Source organism: Glycomyces tarimensis, from assembly GCF_054776215.1.
Window position 1 is genome coordinate 123,756 of the sequence record NZ_BAAHCB010000013.1, and the last position, 3,853, is coordinate 127,608.

A 3,853-nucleotide genomic window follows, 5' to 3' on the forward strand; every position below is an offset into this window, starting at 1 on the left:
GCCGCCGCCGCTTGTTCATCGCCTCCGCACTCGTATTCGCTACCGGGTTCGCGGCCACGGCCACCGGAGCGTCGATCGCGCTCATCGACACCGCGCGGATCGTCTCCGGCGCCGGAGGCGCGGGCATCATGGCCGCCGGCGGCGCGATCCTCGCCTCCGAATATGCGGGGGCCGCGCGCAATCGCGCGTTCGCGCTCATGGGCACGATGGCGGGTGTCGGCATCGCGGTCGGGCCGACACTCTCGGGGCTCCTTATCGCCGCCTTCGGATGGCAGGGCTCGTTCGCGGTGTTCACCGCGGTCGGTCTCCTGGTCGCCATCGGCGCGACCCGGGTTCGCGAGTCCCGCGCGAGCGGGGCCCGCACCGACTGGGTCGGAAGCGTACTGTTCATCGCGTCGCTGACGCTGCTCATGTTCGCTCTTATCGAAGCCCCGGCTCTGGGCTGGACCCACCCGACGGTCCTCGCATGCACGACCGCGGGACTGGTCGGGCTCGTCGTCTTCGCCGCGTGCCAACGCATGAGCGCTTCGCCGCTCCTCGCGCCGTCACTGGTCGCGAACCGTGCGTTCCTGGGCTGGAGTATGGCGACGCTGACGACCTCCGTTGGATTCCTCGGGGCGCTCGTCTTTCTGCCGACCTATCTCCAGGCCGCGGGCGAATTGTCGCCCGCAGCCTCGGGCGCGGCGATGCTGCTGCTGACCGCGCCGGTCCTGATCATGCCAATGACCGCCGCGGCTCTGGTCAACCGTGGTGTCCCTGCGCGACTCCTCATTATGGCGGCGCTGGCGATGGTGGCAGCCGGCAATCTGTGGCTCATGACTCTCTCCCCCGAGCGCACGCTTGCCTCGGTCGCTCTGCCGTTGCTGCTCGTCGGGATCGGCATGGGAGTCTCATTCGGTATCACCGACGGCCAGGCGATGGCCTTGGCTCCGGCCAAGGCGGTGGGCGCGGCCGCCGGGTTCCTCAACACACTGCGCGGGGCTGCCGAGGCACTCGTGATCGCCGCGTTCAGCGCCGCGATCACGGGCCTTCTGGCGCACCGGCTCGGCGACGGAACGCATGCGGCCGACGTCAGCGCTGGGCGGCTCGGCGTCGACCGCGCCGCTGAACTCGACGCGTTCACCTGGTCCTGGCGCATGACCCAGCTGGGCACGGGAATACTGTGCCTCGTGTTGTCCATCGTCGTGGCCGCGCTGATCTTCGCCCGCGCGCCACGCCGCGAGCCGTAGGGAGTAAGGCGGTGAAGACCAGCCCACACGACGAACTCACGATCGGCGAGGTCAGCCGCCGCACCGGCGTCTCGGTCTCAGCACTCCACTTCTACGAGCGCCGCGGCCTCATCGCGAGTCGGCGCAACGGCGCCAACCAACGCCGCTACCCGCGCCACATGCTCAGGCGGATCTCGCTGCTCATCGTCGCCAAGCGCCTGGGCATCCCGCTCGACGACGTCGGGCAGGTCTTCACCGCCCTCCCACTCGACCGCGCCCCCACCCATGAAGAATGGCAGCAGGTCTCGCGCACCTGGAAACACCGCCTCGAAGAGCGCCGTCGCGCGATCGAACGGCTCGAACACGAGCTGACAGGCTGCATCGGCTGCGGCTGCCTCTCCATGAAAGCCTGTCTGCTCCTCAACCCCGACGACGCACTCCAGGGGCAGGGTCCCGGCCCCGTTCGGCTCAACATCGACAAACCGCCTCAGGAGAACGATTGAACGGCATCCCCGGAAACCGGTGCGGCCTCCTCCACTGAGCCATCGCAACGCACTGAATACCACTCGTCCGCGGCCGACCGTGCCGAACGATCGATCGACCGACTACGGCCGTAAATCCACCTGCAATTGATTGACGAATGTCACTATGATGCGGTCGATCGAAGTTTCGCAGAAATACAACATACCGTATTGTCACGTTACGCTTACTACGTGCATGCCTAACAACCTCGTGCATGGTTGTGGTTGGCGTGCACGGACTTCAGCGTGGATCATGGGCTCATGGTGGAGACCGGGGTGCGGGATGCGATCGTTGGCGACCGGCGGTTCCTGTGGGGGCCTTCGCTCATGCACGAGGTCGTAAAGCCTGTCCCGCAATGTCGGAGAAGTGAACGGCCGAAGCAGACTGGGTCCCTGCCCCTATCATCGTCTGGTGCAGCAATTTTGAACTTCTCCGAACACCCTTCACGCTCCGTTGGCGGCGTTTCCGGCCCGTCTTGCTCCGATGGGCAGAGCGTCGTGGCGCTCATCCCAGCAACGCGGCTCCCGCTGGCGACGCCCTTCGAAGTCAGTCTTCAAGGTGAGGCCGTCGCCATTCCCTACCGCGTTTACAACGACGAGCCGAGCACTGCGCTGACGCGATCCCTCACAGGAAGGCAGCAGATGATGCTTCACTGCGCACGGTTCGGCCAGACGATGAAAAAACACCTCGCCGCCGACCCGCAACTAGCCACCCTCAAGCAGCTCCAAGCCCTGATCGATGCCTTCACCAGCGAATACAACCACCACCGGCCCCACCGGTCGCTGCCCACCGCGCCACCCCCGCCGCGGTCTACACCACCCGCCCCAAAGCCGCCCCGGCACCGACCTCGCCGAACGCCACCACGACCGCGTCCGCACCGACATCGTCGACAAAGCCGGATCAGTCACACACCGCGCCACAACGGGAAACTGCATCACATCGGCATCGGCATCGGCATCGGCATCGGACGAACCTACGAGCGAACCCGCGTCGTTCTCATCGTCCATGGCCTGGAAATCAGAGTGGTCCACGCTGCAACCGGCGAGCTGATCCGAGCACTCACCCTCGACCCAGACCGCGACTACCAGCCCACCGACCAACCCAAAGGGCCGGCCCGATAGCAAACGACGAACGGCCCGAACCTTCGCAGGTTCGGACCGTTTCCTATGTCCTGATACATCACACGGTCGGCCTAACGCTCGCTTATTCGAACCCAAACCCCCAGCTAGACGGCCTCCTCAAACGCCTATCCGGCCCCTTGCACGCCCGCGATCCCGAAACCGGCCCCTCGACCCCCGACTCCCCCGAAAACCAGCCCCAGGTCGCCTATCCGCCAGTGCCCTCACGCGCGCTCGGCACACGCCTCTCCCCCACCGACCGAGACGACCTGATCGCCGCCTTCAACGTCGGCACCAGCCAGAAACACCTCGCTGCCAAGTACGGCATCAGCGTCCGCAGCGTCAAACGACTCGTCCACGGCAACTCAAACCGACCCCAAGCCACCGCCAACCGCCTCACCCCCGGCCAGCGAGACGCCATTATCCAGGCATACACCACGGTCGGCACCACTCAATCCGAACTCGCCCGCGCGTACTGCGTCGACACCAGCAAGCTGATGCAGAAGTCTCGTTCGGGTGAGGTTGTGTCTTCGTTGCTCTGGTTACGGATAGTGAGCGGCAGCGGGCTCGTGGATTCCTTGAGAGTGTGAGCACTCAAAGCATCAAAGAGCGACCGCTGCCGCGGTTCGAGCATAGGACCGGTCTGGACACCGAGCAACTGCTGTTGCTGGAGCGGGAGGTCGAGGCCCGGATCGGATCCTGGCAGCCGGACACCGGCCGCCGCAAGACCCTTGAATTGCTCGACGCGATCGTGGTCTGCCCGATCTACCTGGGACACAACACCGTCCAAGCGCCGCTCGGCGAGCAGTCACGGATCTCGCAGGCGACGGTCTCACGCTATGTCGAGACGTTAGAGCCGGTGGTGTTGGTCTGCCTCGACGGCCTGGCCATGAAACTGCGTGAGCAGGCGATGCGTTCGGACCTGGTGGTCGACGGGTTCCTCATCCGGGGCTTACCCCTTTGATGTTGACACCGTCCTATGCGGCGAGGGCGAGGCTAGCCTGC

At 65.7% G+C, this 3,853-nt stretch carries 5 protein-coding genes; all 5 read left to right on the plus strand.

Translation table 11 applies throughout. The annotated features are described in order from the left end of the window. A partial coding sequence (locus tag ACYVK3_RS12125) for an MFS transporter (protein ID WP_460497572.1) occupies positions 1–1,229 on the plus strand: 1,229 nt, incomplete at its 5' end. Between the two features lie 11 nt (positions 1,230–1,240). Further along, the gene (gene soxR / locus ACYVK3_RS12130; protein ID WP_460497573.1) at positions 1,241–1,711 is read left to right on the plus strand and encodes a redox-sensitive transcriptional activator SoxR; all 471 of its coding nucleotides are present in this window, start codon (positions 1,241–1,243) and stop codon (positions 1,709–1,711) included. Between the two features lie 516 nt (positions 1,712–2,227). Then, positions 2,228–2,851, plus strand: a complete 624-nt coding sequence (locus ACYVK3_RS12135; protein ID WP_460497574.1) for an integrase core domain-containing protein — start codon at positions 2,228–2,230, stop codon at positions 2,849–2,851. A gap of 215 nt (positions 2,852–3,066) precedes the next feature. Continuing rightward, entirely contained in the window at positions 3,067–3,438 is a 372-nt protein-coding gene (locus tag ACYVK3_RS12140; protein ID WP_460497575.1) for a hypothetical protein, read from the plus strand. Beyond that, positions 3,435–3,812, plus strand: a complete 378-nt coding sequence (locus ACYVK3_RS12145) for a hypothetical protein (protein ID WP_460497576.1) — start codon at positions 3,435–3,437, stop codon at positions 3,810–3,812. The genes ACYVK3_RS12140 and ACYVK3_RS12145 overlap by 4 nt, the downstream gene beginning before the upstream one ends. The last annotated feature ends 41 nt before the right edge of the window (positions 3,813–3,853 follow it).